Origin of the sequence: Paenibacillus sp. B01 (genome assembly GCF_009649995.1) — a bacterium.
In the GTDB taxonomy this organism is placed as follows: Bacteria; Bacillota; Bacilli; order Paenibacillales; family Paenibacillaceae; genus Paenibacillus_O; species Paenibacillus_O pasadenensis.
The window spans coordinates 5,324,045-5,340,451 of sequence record NZ_CP045802.1; the positions used below are offsets into that span (position 1 = coordinate 5,324,045).

At 64.7% G+C, this 16,407-nt stretch carries 14 protein-coding genes and 1 CRISPR repeat array; all 14 genes read right to left on the reverse strand.

All coding sequences use genetic code 11. The features are described 5' to 3' along the window. Positions 1 to 5: 5 nt before the first annotated feature. Complete coding sequence (locus GE073_RS22800; protein ID WP_164820128.1) at positions 6 to 326, reverse strand: DNA-directed RNA polymerase subunit beta; 321 nt, start codon at positions 324 to 326, stop codon at positions 6 to 8. Positions 327 to 390: 64 nt separating this feature from the next. Further along, a complete protein-coding gene (locus GE073_RS22805; RefSeq protein ID WP_028598983.1) occupies positions 391 to 1,242 on the reverse strand; it encodes a flagellar hook-basal body protein in 852 nt (283 codons plus the stop codon). A gap of 14 nt (positions 1,243 to 1,256) precedes the next feature. Beyond that, complete coding sequence (locus GE073_RS22810) at positions 1,257 to 2,117, reverse strand: flagellar hook-basal body protein (RefSeq protein ID WP_101807628.1); 861 nt, start codon at positions 2,115 to 2,117, stop codon at positions 1,257 to 1,259. Between the two features lie 314 nt (positions 2,118 to 2,431). Next, positions 2,432 to 3,436: a rod shape-determining protein MreB gene (mreB, locus tag GE073_RS22815; RefSeq protein WP_028598981.1), complete on the reverse strand. Its 1,005-nt coding sequence runs from the start codon at positions 3,434 to 3,436 to the stop codon at positions 2,432 to 2,434. Positions 3,437 to 3,527: 91 nt separating this feature from the next. After that, complete coding sequence (gene spoIIID / locus GE073_RS22820) at positions 3,528 to 3,812, reverse strand: sporulation transcriptional regulator SpoIIID (protein WP_021880270.1); 285 nt, start codon at positions 3,810 to 3,812, stop codon at positions 3,528 to 3,530. 215 nt (positions 3,813 to 4,027) lie between these two features. Then, a complete protein-coding gene (locus tag GE073_RS22825; RefSeq protein WP_084137277.1) occupies positions 4,028 to 4,876 on the reverse strand; it encodes a M23 family metallopeptidase in 849 nt (282 codons plus the stop codon). Positions 4,877 to 4,995: 119 nt separating this feature from the next. Next, positions 4,996 to 6,336: a stage II sporulation protein D gene (spoIID, locus tag GE073_RS25655; protein WP_228551730.1), complete on the reverse strand. Its 1,341-nt coding sequence runs from the start codon at positions 6,334 to 6,336 to the stop codon at positions 4,996 to 4,998. Between the two features lie 955 nt (positions 6,337 to 7,291). Then, positions 7,292 to 8,121: direct repeats of the CRISPR family, unit length 32 nt; unit sequence GTTTCAATCCACGCTCCCCAGCGGGGAGCGAC. A gap of 252 nt (positions 8,122 to 8,373) precedes the next feature. After that, positions 8,374 to 9,957 carry a sensor histidine kinase gene (locus GE073_RS22835; protein WP_153784453.1) on the reverse strand — a complete coding sequence of 528 codons (1,584 nt, stop codon included), beginning with the start codon at positions 9,955 to 9,957 and terminating at the stop codon, positions 8,374 to 8,376. Beyond that, positions 9,954 to 10,637, reverse strand: coding sequence for a response regulator transcription factor (locus tag GE073_RS22840; RefSeq protein WP_028598979.1), 684 nt, complete (start codon positions 10,635 to 10,637; stop codon positions 9,954 to 9,956). The genes GE073_RS22835 and GE073_RS22840 overlap by 4 nt, the downstream gene beginning before the upstream one ends. Positions 10,638 to 10,663: 26 nt before the next feature. Further along, the gene (locus tag GE073_RS22845; RefSeq protein ID WP_228551732.1) at positions 10,664 to 11,845 is read right to left on the reverse strand and encodes an ABC transporter permease; all 1,182 of its coding nucleotides are present in this window, start codon (positions 11,843 to 11,845) and stop codon (positions 10,664 to 10,666) included. Next, the gene (locus GE073_RS22850) at positions 11,796 to 12,485 is read right to left on the reverse strand and encodes an ABC transporter ATP-binding protein (RefSeq protein ID WP_052333271.1); all 690 of its coding nucleotides are present in this window, start codon (positions 12,483 to 12,485) and stop codon (positions 11,796 to 11,798) included. Before GE073_RS22850 ends, GE073_RS22845 begins: the two co-directional genes overlap by 50 nt. 119 nt (positions 12,486 to 12,604) lie before the next feature. Further along, the gene (locus GE073_RS22855) at positions 12,605 to 14,068 is read right to left on the reverse strand and encodes an efflux RND transporter periplasmic adaptor subunit (protein ID WP_153784454.1); all 1,464 of its coding nucleotides are present in this window, start codon (positions 14,066 to 14,068) and stop codon (positions 12,605 to 12,607) included. Positions 14,069 to 14,238: 170 nt separating this feature from the next. Next, complete coding sequence (gene murA, locus GE073_RS22860) at positions 14,239 to 15,660, reverse strand: UDP-N-acetylglucosamine 1-carboxyvinyltransferase (RefSeq protein WP_028598976.1); 1,422 nt, start codon at positions 15,658 to 15,660, stop codon at positions 14,239 to 14,241. Positions 15,661 to 16,020: 360 nt separating this feature from the next. Then, positions 16,021 to 16,278 carry a DUF1146 domain-containing protein gene (locus tag GE073_RS22865; RefSeq protein ID WP_028598975.1) on the reverse strand — a complete coding sequence of 86 codons (258 nt, stop codon included), beginning with the start codon at positions 16,276 to 16,278 and terminating at the stop codon, positions 16,021 to 16,023. Positions 16,279 to 16,407 lie beyond the last annotated feature (129 nt).

Consider the following 16,407-nt stretch of genomic DNA (forward strand, 5'->3'; position numbering starts at 1 on the left):
TCCGGCTAGGAATCCGAGAAGATCAGGTCGTAAATATGCTTGTAGGTCGCGATGTCGAACGCATCCGACATGCTGCCTCCGCCTACGGTGACAAAGCCGAGGTAAAGACCGCCTACGAGCGCGCCGGCGAACAGCGCGAGCACGATCAGCTTGCGCGCGAACCACCAGGCGGTAAAACGGCTTTTCTTGCGCGGCTTGCCCGAGGACGCCGCGGCTTGCTTTTCCTTGGGGCGCGCCGCGCCGCCTGCGGATGCAGACGAGCTCTTCTCGCCTTCCCGCGGGGACGGCGCTCCGCCCATCGACGAAGCCTGAGTATCGTTGGTCATGATCATCATCCTTGACGGCGCGGCAGAGCCCCTCTCCCGCCCGTCATGCTGCAGGAGGAAAGGCTCAAGCGCGCATATTGTTGGCCAGTCCGGCCATCGTGTCGGCAGAGGTCAGCGCACGCGCGCTGAGCTGATAGGCCCGCTGCACGCTCAGCAGCTCGGTCATCTCCTCCACGAGGTCTACGTTGGACTGCTCGATGAAGCCTTGGCGCACGGCGACGGCGCCGCCCTCTCCCGCCTGGACGGGCGTCAGCACGTCGGCGGCATCGGTGCCTGCGGCGACGGCGAACAGGTTGTCGGCTGCGGCGACGAGCGATTCGGGACGCGTCGGCTGCACCAGCGACAGCTGTCCGAGGCGAGTCCGGCTGCCGTCGGCGCGAACGCCGTCGACGACGCCCTCCGGGCTGATCTGCAGCGATACGCCCTCCGGCACGACAATCGGGCCCTCGCGCAATACGACGCCGTTCGCCGTCTGCACGGGCACCTGACCCAGGACCGGATACCCGGTCGCTGTCGCGAGTATCGTATCACCCTGGCCGGTCACCGTCAACTGAAACGCCCCGCTGCGGGTGTAGCCGCGGCCGCCGGCATCATCGGACGCGACGACAAAAAGCGCGTTCCCTTCGAGGGCCAGATCGGTCGAAGTCCCCGTCTCCTTGAGGCTGCCCTGGGTCATGTCCGGCCCCATCTGGATGAAGCGCGCGCCCCAGCCCTGATTGTAGCCGAGCGGACCGACGCGGCCCTCGCGGCGGAATGCCTCCGGCTGCTGCTTCGCGTTCGTGAGCAGGTCCTGAAAGGTCGCTTCCTTGCGCTTGTAGCCGGCCGTATTGACGTTGGCCATATTTTCGGCGAGCAGGTCAAGCCGCTGCTGCAGCGCGCTCATCGACACCGTCGCATTGATGATGGAATTGTTCACCGGTCATCCCTCCTTTACACTCGGCCGATCTCGTTGGCGGCCTTTTCCAGGCTCTTGTCGTAGAATTGGATCACCTTTTGGTTGGCTTCGTAGGCGCGCATCGCGCCCATCAGATCGAGCATCGTCTGCGTCGGATCGACGTTCGAGCGCTCCGCATAGCCCTGCCGCACCTCGATGCCCGCTCCCGGCTGCGCCGGCGCGGCGCCGCCCTCGCCGTCAAGCCGCAGCTTGCCGTCGCCCTCGCGGACAAGATCGGCGACCCGATCGACCTGCGTGATAAGCAGCGCTTGGCCCGTCGGCGCTCCCGTCGCGTCGACGAAGCGGAAGCTGCCGTCCAGCTTCAGCGAGTCCAGGCTCGTGCCGGGCTCGAAGGCGATCGGCTGCCCTCCGGCCCCCAGCACCGGCGAGCCGTCGGAGGTCACGAGCGCGCCTTCTCCGGTCAGGTGGAACTCTCCGCCGCGCGTGTAGCGCGTCTGTTCCTGCTCATTCAGCACCGTGAAGTAAGCCTGCGGCCGATACGTCACCGTGCCGTCCTCGGCGACGGACTTGCCGGAAGCGTCGAACGTGACGCCCGGCACCTGGATTTCCGAGAGGATCGCGAAGTCGGACGGCTTGTCCGTCTTGTTGAGGTCGCCCTGGACCTGCAGCGCGATGCTTTCCTCGGCGAGCACGCCGGTGCTGAGCCGTCCGATCCGGCGGACCGGCTCGTCGTTCTTGCCGCTCATCGACAGCAGCATTTCGGGAAACGAGCGGTTCAGCGCATGGGAGGCTTTGTAGCCGGTCGTATTGAGGTTCGCGATGTTGGTCGTCGCCGTGTCATGGACGCGCTGCTGGGCGATCATGCCCGCCGCGGCGGTATATAAGCCTCTGATCATGGAGGAGCCTCCTTGAGGGTGTTCTGCTGTCGTCTATATCGGCATGCCGCCAGGACTTGTGAATAGGGCTGGATGCCCACTTGCCGGCATTCCGCCTGCGATGAGTCCCGGCAAGCGCTGGCGGAATAGTTCGGCAGCCCCGATGCGGACGCGCCAAAAAAGCCGCTGCTTCCGGCAGCGGCCAAGCGAGCGCCGGCCCCCGCCTAGGACACGGCGGGGGGCTAGCGGGCTCCCGACTATCAACCCGCCAAAATCAGGCGGGTTGGCGGGCTCCCGACTATCAACCCGCCAAAATCAGGCGGGTTGATAGCGGGCTAGATACGCGCTTTCTTACGCGACATGCGGTCCAGGTGGTCGAGCATGTAGCCCGTCCCTTTGACGACGCAGTGCATCGGATCCTCGGCGACCAGCACCGGCACCTTGAGCTCGTCCGCCATGAGCAGGTCGAGTCCGTCAAGCAGCGCGCCTCCGCCCGTCAGGATGACGCCGCGGTCGATGATGTCCGCCGACAGCTCCGGCGGCGTCTGCTCCAGCACCGTCTTGGCCGCGGCCACGATAGCCGCCACGGAGTCCGACAGCGCCTCGCGCACTTCCTCGGAATGGATGCTGATCGTGCGCGGCAATCCGGTCACCATGTCGCGGCCCCGGATGTCGATCGCGTCGTTGCGCGCGCCGGAATGCACCGAGCCGATGCGAATCTTGATCTCCTCGCTTGTCCGCTCTCCGATCAGAAGCTTGTACTTCGCCTTGATGTAGCGGCTGATGTCCGAATCGAACGTGTCGCCTGCCACCTTGATGGATGCCGACGTGACGATGTCGCCCATCGACAGCACCGCGACGTCCGTCGTGCCGCCTCCGATATCGACGACCATGTTGCCGCTCGGCTGGTAGATGTCCATGCCCGCGCCGATCGCCGCCGCCTTCGGCTCCTCCTCCATATACACCTCGCGCGCGCCGCAGCGCTCGGCCGCCTCGCGGATCGCCTTTTGCTCGACGGAAGTGATATTGGTCGGAGCGCAGATGAGAATACGCGGGCGGCTGTACCAGCTCCGCCCGCCGATGCGGTCGATGAACGCCTTGAGCATCATTTCGGTAATCTCGAAGTCGGCGATGACGCCGTCGCGAAGCGGACGGATCGCCACGATGTTGCCCGGCGTCCGTCCGACCATCCGATAGGCTTCGTCGCCGACCGCCAGCACCCGGCGGGTGTCGGTCTCAACGGCGACGACAGAGGGCTCGTCAAGCACGACGCCCTTCCCTTTTACATGAATGGACACGTTGGCGGTGCCCAGATCGATTCCGATATCCTTGCTCAGCATAACGTCCGAAGTCCCCTAACGAATAGTGTGGAAGCCCATTACCCATTATTCGCTGAAAACCTCGTTTTTCCTCTGATTTTGTTGAAAAAAATTAGCGTTTCCCGGCCGCCAGCACCTCGCGCCGCTTGGTGCTTTTTTTATACTTGATCTTGGTGGCCTCCCCGCCCCGCAAGTGGCGGATGGACTTATGGTACTCGAGGATGTGCTTCACCTGATCGGCCAGGTCCGGGTTGATTTCCGGCAGCCGCTCGGTCAGATCCTTGTGCACCGTGCTCTTGGACACCCCGAACTCTTTGGCGATCGTACGCACCGTATGTTTGGTCTCCACGATGCACCGGCCGATCTTGATGGTCCGCTCTTTGATGTAATCGTGCACGTTCCCGCCTCCTTGACTGTTTGTAAGTTTGGTACATTATATGAGGGGGTCGGGCAGATATTCTTTATGGCCAAGTCCTAAGCCGGAATTCCGTCCCAATTGGCTGAAAATAGGACTCCCGATGCTTCTAGAACCGAAATTGGACCTTGCGCGGACATAAAAAAAACCGGCCCTCCCTAGGGGAAGGCCGGCGTATGGGACCGCCTGCGAAAAGCTTATTCGGCGTCGTCCGGCTGAGCGCCGTCCGCGGCGCCGGCGCTGTCCGCCGCTCCCGCGTCCGTCTGCTCGGCCGCGTCCGGTGCTGCGGAGCTGCCCGCCTCCGGCTGGGCTGCCGCCGTCTGCAGCTGGGGCGCTGCGGCCGGCAGCAGCGAGGACGGATCGACATGCTCGTCGTTTTTCAGCAGCGCGAAGTGCAGATGCACGCCGAGCTCCTTCTGCAGATCGTTGCGGCCCGCTTTGCCGATGACGGTCGCTTGCTTGACCTCGTCGCCCGGCTTGACGGTGACGCCGCTCAGGCTCTGGTAGACGGAGACGAGCCCGTTGCCGTGCGCGATCTCGACGACCGTGCCGTTGGTCGGCTGGTCTTGCACGAGCGTTACCTTGCCGCTCAGGACGGCCTGCACGTCGAACGGCTGGTCGTCGGCCCGGGCCAGGTCGATGCCCGTATTGCCCTTATACGTATTGCCCTGCTCCACGAGGGAGGCTTCCTGCTCGGCCGCGCTGGCATTGCGGTCAAAGTAGCCCCGCTTCACCAGCACGTCCTCGACGCTGGCGACCGGCCACAGCGCCGTCTCGCCCGGAACCGGCTTGACCGTCTCTTGGATCTGCTCCTGTCCGCCTTGCTCCGTCTGCACGCTCTCGGGAGTCTCGGTAGTCGAAGTCTTCTGCTCGTCTCCTTGATAGAGCCACATGACGGTTACGATGATGGCTGCCGCTGCGACAAAGATGGCCGGAGAGATCCATTTGCGCGACAGGGTCTTCTTGTAGGTTGAAGCGGGCTTTCTTCCTCCCAGTTGATTTTTAGGAGGGTCTTGCTTGGCGTTCTTCTGATCTTGTTCATTCATCTTTCATCACCTCACTAGCCATTGTTGCCGGATTGGATGGCTTTATACGTGAGGCGATAGAGAATTTGCAAGAGCGCCTGAGAGGGACGCCGGGCCTCCCCTTTCGGGCCGTCCGGGGCTCAGGCGGGATTGCGGGGCAGCGAAGCCGTCCGCACGACCTCCGTGCCGGTGTAATAATGAGAGAGGATCTGGTAGGCCGAGCGGCCTGCCTTGGCCATGCCGTCCGCGCCCCACTGGCTCATGCCGACGCCGTGGCCGTAGCCGTACGTCGTGATCTCGATGTCGCCGCCCTCTACTTTCCAGGTGAACTGGGTGGAGGGCAGCCCGAGCTTTTCCCGGACCTCCCGTCCCGTAAGCACCTGCCCGCCTGCCGCCAGCTTCCGGATGCGGCGGCCGTCGGTCGTATCGAGCACGCGCAGGCTGCGGGCGCCTGCCTTCGAGCTGACGCCGAGCTTGCGCCAGAACGCCGCCAGGCTCATCGTCGTCGTCTCCTTGTATTCCGGGCTGATCGTCTTGTCCCACGGGCTGGCCACGCTCCGCAGATAAGGCAGGCTGGCGTCCCAGTAATCCTCCGAGTTCTCCGTGTAGCCGTTGCTCGTGCTGAAAAAGAGCGCTTCGATCGGCTTGCCTTCATAAGTCACGATCTGCCCTCTCGTCTGCTGCACCGCCGCGTTCAGCTTGGCGAGGTTGCGCTCGCGCTCCTCGCCGCTCCAGCGCTTCTGCAGCTCGGCGAGCGGCACGTACACCTGATGCGCCGTCGTATCCGTCACGTCGGCGGCTCCGCCCGGCACGCCGGAGCGGTCCTTCGCGGCAAGCCGCTTCACGATGTAGGTGCGCGCGGCGATCGCCTGCGCCTTGAGCGCCTCCGGCTCGAAGCCGATCGGCATCTCCCCGGCGAGCACGCCGCGGACGTACAGCTCCATCGGCACCTTCTCCACCCGCTTTTCTTCCGTCAAATAAACCCGTACGAGCATCCGGTCGAGCTCGCCGAGCGGCGGGAGCTCGGCGGGCGCTGCGTTCGCCGAGGCGGAGGAAGGAGAGGAGGGCTCCGCTTCCGGCTCGACATGGCCGGCTTCGGCCGGCTTTTGTTCGCGCCCGGACGGCGGGGAGCCGTCCGCGTCCGATGCCCCGGGGGCAGAGGCGGAGGCGGCTTGTCCGCCTGCGGCGGAGCTCGTCCCGCCGTCGCCTGGGGCCGGGACGTCCGGGGCGCCGCCCAGCAGCGGCACGACTTTGCCCGCGGAAGTCGTGAACGTCGGCTGGCGCTCCGTGAAGACAGCCGATGCCCCATAGCCGCCGGGCCCGTCCACGGCCGCCCGCTCCGGCTCGGCCTGCCGGTGCGCGATCAGGCCCGGCAGCAGGATCGCCGCCGCTGTCAGCGCGCCGAGCGCCGCCAGCGTCCATGGCGATGGCGTCGGCGGCGTTCGGCGGACAGCCGCATCGGGGGAGCCTTTGACGGGCACTCTTCCCCGCCGGCTTTCCTCTGCGCCGTTTCCGCTCCCGCCTCTTCCTTTCAGCGCTCCGGCAGAAGGGCCTTCTCGTCGCATCGCTTGCCTTTGCGGCGCGTGTTGCTGCTGCTTCACCTCCCGCGGAGCTTCTGGCTGAACCGTCCGTTCATTAAACCGTTTCTCTTGAAGCTTCTTCTCTGGCGGCTCGTCCCGGTGCGGCGATTGATGTAGCGATGTGTTTTCATGCGATGTGTTTTTTTGCGTGGTGTTCTCTTGCGACGTGCTGTCTTGCTGCGCATCTCGCTGCAACGTTCGTTGTTGCTTCGTTTCTTCAGCCAACGTTGCTTCTCGCGGCGAATCTCTCGTCTGCCGGACTTCCTCGCTCCTGCTTTCGCCGGCCGGCAAAGACCGATCTCTCGCCGTAATCATCGGGTCCGATTCCGGCTCGGTCCCCTCTGTCCTTCGGACAGCTTCGTCCCAAGTCCAGCGCGCCCGCTCCCTTTCCTGCCGCATCTCCACATGTCCCCTTTCCCGCCGTAGACGGAGTCTTCTTCTACTTCCATCTCATCGTTATAGAGTATGAGAGGGGAATTATAGAATAGAACAGGAAGGGTCAGGCGAAACGAGTCTGGAAAGAGGCTTGAAATGCCTCCCAGGGCGAAGGCGGGGGAACACTGCCTGTGAAAAAGCACAAAACCAACCGCCTCGCGCAGAGGGGGTTGGTTTTGTGCTTTTATCAGCTGTTTTTTATGATCTCTCGTGAGGAGAAGCGCTCGCCTAGTTTTTCAAGCTCCCAATAGGGAAAGATTCCCTCGCCTTTCCAAAGGCTACGGAAATAGGCTTCCAATTACGCTCCATGCCGGGGAGGGACACGGCGGAGCAGATGGCAGAGACGCGCGAATCGCGTTTCAATTCATGCTCCCAGCGGGGAGTGACCCAACACCGTCCTGACGCGATTGCTCACGCACCCGTTTCAATCCACGCTCCCCAGCGGGGAGCGACGCGCAAGCAGTTCGAGGCGACGAAAAACACTATGGTTTCAATCCACGCTCCCCAGCGGGGAGCGACTGATTGGACTCGATGGACGAAATCGCAGCAGCATCTGTTTCAATCCACGCTCCCCAGCGGGGAGCGACTCAGCGTATCGCCGATCTCGCCGCCTTCGCGGAGGTTTCAATCCACGCTCCCCAGCGGGGAGCGACCGGGGCAACTGTATGCGGCTTCCCCACTTATCGGTTTCAATCCACGCTCCCCAGCGGGGAGCGACGGGCATCGGGGCGATCATGGGCGGCATCAGCGGGGCGTTTCAATCCACGCTCCCCAGCGGGGAGCGACGCGGCTCCCGGCAGCCGGCCGGCCTACCAACCGCCGTTTCAATCCACGCTCCCCAGCGGGGAGCGACGTCAAGCAATGCGTCTGCTATTCGCTCATGTACGGTTTCAATCCACGCTCCCCAGCGGGGAGCGACAATCGAACACCTCGTCGAGAGGCTATATCGTGTGGTTTCAATCCACGCTCCCCAGCGGGGAGCGACTAATCAAAATGGCGACGTCCGACCGGCTCCGCTTGTTTCAATCCACGTTCCCCAGCGGGGAGCGACTTTTTCACGACTCGAAGATATGAAATCGGAGTGGTTTCAATCCACGTTCCCCAGCGGGGAGCGACGCGGTACAATCACCAAAAGGTTGATTGAGCTAGGCGAGTTTCAATCCACGTTCCCCAGCGGGGAGCGACCTCGCCGTTCTTCGTTGAGGGCGGCTTGCCTGGCGTTTCAATCCACGTTCCCCAGCGGGGAGCGACAGCGAATAACAGCGCTTCCAGCCCTGAAAGGGGGTGCCAGCTTCTACTGTTGCTCTGAATTTAGCATAAGTTTTGACTTGACAAAAATCAAGACAACCATTTTTCGATGGGATTCGACAACTTTCGAGGTGCGAATCCCCCGGAGATTTTATGGGAGCTTGGCATTCGCACTACACCTGCTGCACCTGCTGCCCAGCTGGCTCCTGCCAGCCCACGGCCGCCAACAATGCAAAAAAAAGCCGCGAGTCATCCCTATTTCTCGGATGACTCGCGGTATTGCTCGTCGGAACCGGCCAAGCCCGCCCGAACGAGGCAGAAGCGGAACTCGCTGCCCTGGCCGGGCTCGCTCCGCACCTCGATGCGCGAGCCGTGCGCGTCGAGGATATGCTTGACGATCGACAGCCCGATGCCGGTGCCGCCGCGGCCGCCGCGGGCTTCGTCGCTCTTGTAGAAGCGTTCCCAGATGCGGCGCGCCTGCTCCTCGCTCATGCCGATGCCTTCATCCCGCACGGAGACGCAGGCGCGGTCCGGCCCGCATTCCAGCGTGACATGGACCGTCGAGCCATGCGGAGAGAACGCCATCGCGTTCTGCAGCAGATTGACCATTACCTGCTCCAGCCGGTGCGGGTCGCCGACGACGAGCACCTCGCCCGGCTCCGCGGCTCGCGGCGCGCCAGCCGTCCCGGCCATGCCCGCTTCGGCCCCTTCCGGCTCCGCCCGCTCGCGCCGCTCCCCTCCTGGCAGCCCGGCAATTTCGTACCGTACGCTGTGATGGCTGAACGTAGACTCCATGCGCGAGAGCAGCAGCCGGATCATGTCCGCGAGATCGAATTCGGCCGGCACGACGTCGAACTGGCCGGCCTCGATCTTGGACATGTCGAGCAGGTCGCTGACGAGCTTCATGAGGCGCGCCGTCTGGTCCTGCGTGATGCGCAGGTAGCGGTCCGCCTTGTCGCGCGGAACGGTGCCGTCCAGGATCGCCTCGAGATAGCCGTGGATCGACGTGAGCGGCGAGCGCAGGTCATGGGAGACGTTGGCCAGAAAGTCCCGCCGCATCTGCTCCAGCGCGCCGAGCTCGCCCGCCATCCGGTTGAGCGAGCCGGCCAGCTGTCCGAGCTCGTCGGCGGAGCGGTCGGCGATCTTCGTCTCGAAGCGGCCCTTGGCGAACTGCTCGGCGCCCAGGCTCATCCGCCGGATGCGGCGCGTCATGTACCGCGAGAACGCCCACGAGACGAGCACCGATACGGCGATCGCGATGCCGATGGCGAGCGCGTTCAGGTTCTGCACCCGCCGGAATTCCCGCTGGAAGCCCGTCGACAGCGAGACGACGTAGCGATCGAGCGACGGCACGTACTGGGAGCTGACGATGTACTTGCCCGAGTCGTTCTCGACCATCTCGGTGCGGGCCTCCGGACTCCGGCCGATGCCGGCCGAGGCGATCAGCTCGCGGATGTCGGACTCGGGCAGCGGCACCTGGCCGATCTGCATGTAGCGTCCGCCGCGGTCGATGATGAGGATGCTCTTCATCTGCGGCGGCACGACGAGCTGCAGCGCGGTCCGGATCGAGTCGTCGCTCCAGCCGTCCCGGGCCGCCGTCTCCAGCAGCGTGATCGTGCGCCGCAGCTCGGCTCCTTCGACCCCCTGCCTGCGGTCGAGCATGTCCCGGCCGACGAGCTGCGAGGAGAGCAGGTTGTAGACGAGGAACGTGACCGCCAGCGTCGACAGCGAGATGAGCAGCAGCTTCGCGAAAATGCCGCCGACGCCGAGCCGCCTCGCGACAGCGGCGGCCCTTTCGCCGAGCCGCCGGGCAGCGTCCTTGAGGCCGCCGGCGCTCATGACGCCCCGGCCTCGAAGCGGTAGCCGACGCCGCGCACCGTGCCGATCCGCCAGGCGGGATGCTCGCCGATCCGGTCGCGGATCCGCTTGATATGCACGTCGACCGTGTTGGAGTCGCCGAAATAATCCATCCCCCACACCGCCTGCAGCAGCTCCTCGCGCGAGAACACCTTGCCCGGCCGGGAGGCGAGGCAGTACAGCAGCTCGACCTCCTTCGGCGCGCAGCCGGCGTCCTTGCCGCGGACAAGCACCCGGTATTCGGTCGCGTCGACGACCAGATCCGGGAACTCCGCGCTGTCCTTGTACAGCGTCGGATGCGTCCGCTTCAGCACCGCGCGGATGCGCGCGATCAGCTCCTTCGGATCGAACGGCTTGACGAGGTAGTCGTCGGCGCCGAGGGAGAAGCCCTTCAGCTTGTCGTAGCCTTCTCCTTTGCCGGTGAGAAAGATGATCGGGACTTTGCTGGCGCTCCGGATCTCCTCGCAGACGCTCCAGCCGTCCCGACCCGGCATCATGACGTCGAGCACGACCAGATCGGGGATCTGGTCGTAGAACCGGGCGAGGCCCGCCGCGCCGTCATGCGCGACCGAGAAGCGGAAGCCATAGCGCTCGAGATAAAGCTCGAGCAGGTCGGTGATGAGCGGATCGTCCTCGATGAGCAGGATCGACGGGGATTTCATGCGGCATACCTCCAGATTAGAAGCGGTCAGTCATGGCGCAGCGCGTCGACCGGCTTGAGGGAAGCCGCCTTGTTGGCGGGGAACAAGCCGAACACGATGCCGACGAGCGCGGAAAAGACGAACGAATAAAGCACGATGTCGGACTCGATCTGCGTGGCGGTGCCGGTCCGTTCCATGATGGCGGCCGCGCCGAACGCCGCCGCGATGCCGAGCGCACCGCCGAGGCTGCTGATCGAGGCCGCCTCGACGAGAAACTGGAGCAGCACGTCCCGCTTGCGCGCGCCGAGCGCTTTGCGGATGCCGATCTCGCGCGTGCGCTCGGTCACGGACACAAGCATGATGTTCATGATGCCGATGCCGCCGACGAGCAGCGAGATGGCGGCCACGCCGGCCATCATCGTGGACATCGTTTTCGACACGGACGTGGCGGTCTCCTTCAGCTCCTCCGAGTTGGTGATGCGGTAGCTGTTCGTATTGCCCCGGAAAATAGCCGACAGCTTCGCCTCCAGCGCCGCCGTCACCGCGTCCATCGTCTCCTCCGAGGCCGCCTTGACCGCAACGGTCCGCACGCCCTCCGACTGGAACAGCCGCTGCGCCGTCGTGATCGGCACGAGGATCTTCTCGTCGTTCGAAGCGCCGAGCGACGTGCCCTTCGGCTCCAGCAGGCCGACGACCTTGTACTTCACGCCGCTGAGCAGGATCGTCTCGCCGACCGGGCTGACGCCGGGGCCGAACAGCTCCTCCGACGTGTCGATGCCGAGCAGCGCCACCTTGCTGTAGGCTTCCAGATCGAGCGGCGCGATGAATCGTCCCTCCTGCGGGTGGAAGTCCTGCACGTCCTCGTAATCGGGCGTCACGCCTTCGACGGTGACGGACGACTCCGTCTGCACGCTGCCGTAGCGCGCGGCCGCGCTCCCGCTGACCGTCGGCGACAGGCCGTCGATCCCGTCGATCCCGTCGCCGAGCGTCTCCGCCTGCGGAAGAGTCAGCGTCGTGCTGCTGCCGCGGCCGGTGACGTTCACCGACAGCATGTTCGTGCCGAGGCCCTGCAGCTGCGCGCTCACCTCGTTGGCCGAGCCTTGGCCCATCGCCACGAGCGAGATGACGGTCGCGACGCCGATCAGGATGCCGAGCATCGACAGCGCCGTGCGGAGCTTGTTAGCGAGAATGCTGCTCCAGGCCATGCGGATGCCTTGCGAAAGCTTCACGCGCGTCCCCTCCTTCCTCCGTCAGCAGACCGTCCTTCATGAACGCGATGCGCCCGGCCTTGGCCGCGACGTCCAGATCATGCGTGATGAGCACGATCGTATGGCCCTGCCGGTTCAGCTCCTGCACGAGCCCGAGCACCTCTGCGCCGGTCTTCGTGTCGAGCGCGCCCGTCGGCTCGTCGGCGAGCAGGATCGGCGGATGCCCGGCCAGCGCCCGCGCGATCGCCACCCGCTGCATCTGGCCGCCGGACAGCTGGTTCGGCCGATGGTCCATCCGGTCGGCGAGGCCGACCTTGGCCAGCGCCGCTTCGGCCGCTTCCCGCCTCTCCTTGCCGGACAAGCCCCGGTAGATGAGCGGCAGCTCCACGTTTTCGCGGGCCGTCATCCGGGGGAGCAGGTGGAAGCTCTGAAAAATAAAGCCGATGCCCCGGTTGCGCACCTCGGCCAGCCGGTTCTCGCTCAGCCCGCCGACCTCCTGGCCGTCCAGCTTATAGCTGCCGGAGGTCGGGGTATCGAGGCAGCCGATGACGTTCATCAGCGTCGACTTGCCGGAGCCGGACGGGCCGATGATTGCGAGGAAATCGCCCGCCATCACCTCCAGGTCGACTCCCTTCAAAATCGGCACCTCCTCGCCGGCCATCCGGTAGCTTTTGCGCACGTCGCGGATGGAGATGAGCGGAGCCCTCTCCGAGCTTGGCGGCAGTGTCGCCGTCAGCGATACGTCGCCGTGCGCAGCGGCCGTTCTTCGCCCGCGCCCCATCAGTTGCGGCCTCCGCCCATGCCGCCGGCGAAGCCGCCTCCGCCGCCCATGCCGCCCGGCATGCCGCCGCCGAAGCCGGCCGCTCCGCCGCCGAAGCCGCCTCCTGCGCCGAAGCCGCCCTGCTGCGTGGATTGCCCGGTCGAGCCGCCGACCGTGCCGGTCGGCAACGGCACGAGCACCGAGTCGCCCGCGGACAGGCCGGAGACGATCTGCGCATAGTCCTCGCTGATGAGGCCGACCTCGACCTCCTGCAGCTGGCCGCCGAGCGCCATTCGATTGGCGCGATTGCTGCCGGACTGGCCGGCCGTTGCTCCAGCCTCGCCTGCGGCTTCGGCTTGCCCTGCCGCTCCGACTTGCCCTGCCGATCCAGCTTGCCCTGCCGCCGCAGGCTGGCCTGCCGCTCCGGCTTGCCCTGCCGCTCCGGTCCCCGGCTGTCCTTGGCCGCTTCCGGCCGGACGCTCGCCGCGCTGCCCCTGCCACTGGCCTTGGCCTTGGCCGGAAGCGCCGTCGGCTGCAGCAGCTCCGGCGCCGCCCGCGGCCGCATCCGTTCCGCTCGCCGGCACGCGCACATACGATTTGCCGGCCATCGTCACGACGGCGTCCACCGGGACGAGCACGGCGTTGTCCGCCGATTCCGTCACGATCTTGACCGAGCCGGACATGCCGGCCAGCACGCCGTCCAGACGGGTCATGCGGATCGTCACCGGGTACGAGGCGACGCCGTTGCTGGACGTCCCTGCGCGGGCGATTTCCGTGATCTCGCCCTCGAACGTCTCGTCCGGCAGCGCGTTCAGCACGATTTCCGCCGGCTGGCCAGCCTTCAGCTTCGGCACGTCCAGCTCATCCGCGCTCATCGTGAACGTCAGCTCGCTGTAGTCGGTCAGCGTCACCGCCTCGACGCTGCCGTTCACCTCCTGGCCGGCTTCGACCGCGACCGACGTCACCGTGCCCGCTGCAGGAGCGACGACCTTGCCGTCGGCATTTTGCTCCGCCTGCAAGTCGGCGATGTCCGCTGCGAGCTGCTCGAGCGACAGCTTGGCGCTGTCGATCTGCAGCATCAGCTCGTCCTGCTTGTCCTCGTCGCCCTCTTGCCAATACTGGATTTTCAGCTGCTGCAGCGACAGCTCCTGCTTGGACTGCTCCAGCTGCTTCTGGCGAATGCTCAGCGCATTGTCCTTCTTTTCAAAGGTCAGCAGCGTCTGGCCGGCCTTCACCTCGTCGCCTTCCTGGACGAGCACCTTCTCCACGGTGCCTTGGCGGCCCGTGCGCACGACGGTCGGATCGGCCGCCGCCACCGTGCCGCTGCCCGATACGCTCGTCTCGATGCTGCCCTGCGTCGCCTGCACGGTGCGGGCTGTCGCCGCTGCCGCGGCGGGTGCCTGATCCTGAGAGCGATAGGCATAATAGGCGTAGCCTCCGCCCGCCAGAATGAGCACTCCAAGCACAACCATCCATTTTCTCACTTCGCCACTCCTCCCCTTCCTCACACGGGGAAGCGTAGCATAGGCAAATGAACCGAAAATGAACGTAAAAAAAGAGCCCCGGCAACCGGCGCTCCACTCCCTTTATCTCTGTCGGCCTTCACGCGCCGCGCCTGCGAGAGGCGCTGCTCGGCGGCCGCTAAACGAAACGGTCAAGCCAGCGTCGCTTCCACGTCCTCGATCGCCACTTCCTGCTCGGCCTTGTAGCTGTCTTCCTCCGATGCGGCCGCCGCGGCGACCTGAACTTCTTCGGTCTCGGCCGGCTCGCGCAGCGACGGAAGAACGATCGGCTCGAGTAGCTCCTGAGCGGGCTCGACCGGCTCCGTGCGGCGGATGTCCGCGCCGAGCGCGGCCAGCTTGCCGGCGATGTCGACGTAGCCGCGGTCCACGTGATGCAAGCCGCCGACCTCCGTCTCGCCGTCGGCGACGAGTCCGGCGCAGATGAGCGCCGCTCCGGCGCGCAGGTCGGTCGCCGTCACCTTGGCGCCGTACAGCGGCACGCCGCCGGTGATGATGGCCGATCGGCCTTCCACCTTGATGTTGGCGTTCATTTTGCGGAATTCGTCCACATGCATGAAGCGGTTCTCGAACACCGTCTCCGTGACGACCGACGTGCCCTCGGATACGAGCAGCAGCGCCATCATCTGCGACTGCATGTCGGTCGGGAAGCCCGGATGCGGGAGCGTCTTGACGTCGACGCCGCGCAGCGGGCGGCCGGCGGTGACGCGGATGCCCGTATCTTCTTCGGTCAGCTGGACGCCCATCTCCTGCAGCTTGGCGATGACCGGCCCCAGATGGTCGCTGATCGCGCCTTCGACAAAGACGTCGCCGCCGGTGATCGCCGCGGCGATCAGGAACGTGCCGGCCTCCACGCGGTCCGGAATGACGTGATGGCGAGCGCCGACGAGCTTCTCGACGCCTTCGATGCGGATCATGCCCGTGCCGGCGCCGCGCACGCGCGCGCCCATCGCATTGAGGTAGTTCGCGAGATCGACGATCTCGGGCTCCTTGGCGGCATTTTCCAGCGTTGTCGTGCCCTCGGCGAGAGCCGCCGCCATCATGATGTTTTCCGTCGCGCCTACGCTGGCGACGTCGAGGTAGATCTTGGCGCCTTTCAGGCGGTCCGGCGCGGATGCTTCGACAAAGCCCTGACCGATCGTGATTTCCGCCCCCATCGCTTCAAAGCCCTTGAGATGCTGGTCGATCGGACGCGTGCCGATGGCGCAGCCGCCGGGCATCGAGATGCGGACCTTGCCGAGCCGGGCAAGCAGCGGACCCATGACGAGGAACGAAGCCCTCATCTTGCTGACCCATTCGTACGGAGCTTCGCAGGAGGTCAGCCGTTCGGCCGAGATCGTCATGCAGTCTTCTCCGATGACCGCTGTTGCGCCGAGCGTCTCCAGCACCTGGCGGATCGTCAGGACATCATCGAGGAGGGGAACGTCGCAAATGACGCTTTCTCCTTCCGTGGCGAGTAGGGAGGCGGCCAGAATCGGCAGCACCGCATTTTTAGCTCCGTGGACGCGCACCGTTCCTTCCAGCCTGCGGCCTCCTCTAACGACAATTTTGCTCATATACCGTTCCCTCCGGACGCTGCATTTTCTTCATGCGTTTCTTCTATTTGAATCAGGATTGAAGTTCGATTCGAGTGACGGGCGTTGCTGATTCCTCATTGGGATTCAGAGGGAATTCCGGTTAAAAGGACGAGTATAACCCAGAATACCACAGACCATATTAACACTCGTCTACAGAAATCGACAAGGTTTAATTTGCAGCGGGCCGTTCTTGGCTCCTTCCGGAGAAGAAGATCGAAATTTGTCTGCTGCAGCTTATAGCATTCGGGAGCCGCTTTTCTTTTCGGACCGTGTTTTGAGCTTAGTGTCTGCAATCGCTCCCCGGCTTATGCGAAGAGCGGAGCTGGCAAGCGCTCCGGCCTAGATCAGCTTGAGCATGTTCGTCCAGGACCAGTAATCGAGGATGAAGCGCGCGAACTGATGGCCGAGGATGACGGCGAGCACCGCGATCAGCACGCGCGCCCTTGGACCGCGCGGATGCTTGAACCAAGTGTCGAGCTTCAGCTCCTGCAGCAGATACCAGGCCAGCAGGATGCTGAGGATCGTGACGAGGATGGAGAACAGGCCGACGAGCCCGAGCGAGGTGAACGCCTCTCTGATTCCCTGATTGCTGTTCATTTAATAACCCCGATTCCATACCGATAAACGGTAAAATATGCATCTTGACAAATCGATCGACATTGCAATAACCCCTGCTGCCCTTCGCAGCAGGAATCTGTCGTTCCGCCAGGCGCTCCATCGGATCGG